The 1,359-nt window shown below is 70.3% G+C and carries 1 protein-coding gene; it reads left to right on the top strand.

Going from position 1 to position 1,359, the window contains the following annotated elements:
• Positions 1–108: 108 nt before the first annotated feature.
• On the top strand, positions 109–1,359 hold a 1,251-nt coding region (locus HC031_RS34195; protein ID WP_167929228.1), incomplete at its 3' end, for a GGDEF domain-containing protein.

Raw genomic sequence — 1,359 nt, 5'->3', positions numbered from 1 at the left:
GGCGGCCGGAACCGCGTGAGCGCCAGCGGGACCCAGTTGGTCCGCTCCTGACCGCAATGCTATGAGTGGCACCGCTCAATAACCTGTCTCCCTTGCCGATGGAGTGGCATGATTTTGCGAGCCGAGCGGTCGGCGTGGTGGCTGTGGCTGGTCGCCGGTGCCGTCGTCATCGGCGCGCACCTGGCGGTTCCGGTGGACAGCGTGGCCAACGCGTTGCTGGCCGACGCCGTCGGCACGGGCACGGTCATCGCGGTCGTCGTCGGGGTGCGCCTGCACCGACCGGCCCGCCCCGTCCTGTGGTACCTGCTCGCCGTGGGCCAGTCGGCGATGACCGTCGGCGACGGGATGTTCGACTACTTCAAGTTCGTCGCGCACATCAACCCGTACCCGTCCCCGGCCGACCTGTCCTACCTGATGTACTACCCGATGACCGCGGCCGGCCTGTTCGTCCTGATCAGGAGCCGCACCGCCGGACGGGACCGCGCGGGGCTGCTCGACGCGGCCGTCATCGCCACCGGGATGGGCCTGCTGTCCTGGGTGTTTCTGATGCAGCCCCTGGCGGCGGACTCCACGCGGAGCGTTCTCACCCGGTTCGTCGACCTGGCGTACCCGGCGGGTGACGTGCTGATGGTCGCGATGCTCGCCCGGGTGCTGACCACACCCGGCGCGCGGACGATCAGCTACCGGATGATCGCGGTGTCGGCGGTGCTGCAGATGGCCGCCGACGTGACCTTCAACGTGCTCAACACGTTGACCGGCTACGAGTCCGGGCCGGTCGACGACGTGTGGCTCGCCTCGTACGTGCTGCTGGGCGCCAGCGCCCTGCACCCGTCGATGCGGTCGCTGTCCGAAGTGGCGCCCGACCGGACGCCCCGCATCACGCGGTTACGCCTGGGGCTGCTGGCGGCCACGTCGTTGCTCGCTCCCGGGGTGCTGGCCTGGCAGGGGGCCACCCACCGGCACATCGACTGGCTGGCGGTCAGTGTCGGTTCGGTCGCGCTGTTCCTGCTGGTGGTGGCGCGTGTCTCGGGTCTGGTGTCGCAGGTGCAGGACCAGTCCGCCCAGCTCTCGGCCCTGGCACACCACGACGGGCTGACCGGCGTACCCAACAGGCGCGCGTGGGAGCTGGAGCTGCCGCGGGAGCTGGCCAAGGCGCGCCGGGGGCGTACCCCGGTCAGTGTCGCGCTGTTGGACATCGACCACTTCAAGCGCTACAACGACCTGTTCGGTCATCAGGCCGGCGACGAGCTGCTGCGGGCGGCCGCAATGGCGTGGGGTTCGCAGCTTCGCCCCGGTGACCTGCTCGCCCGCTACGGCGGGGAGGAGTTCGGCGTGGTCCTGCCGGGGCTGACCGTAGAT

The sequence above is a fragment of the Planosporangium thailandense genome (assembly GCF_011947195.1).
GTDB classification, from domain to species: domain Bacteria; phylum Actinomycetota; class Actinomycetes; order Mycobacteriales; family Micromonosporaceae; genus Planosporangium; species Planosporangium thailandense.
The sequence above is the reverse complement of the archived record's forward strand: the minus strand, read 5'-3'. Positions and strand labels throughout refer to the sequence as shown.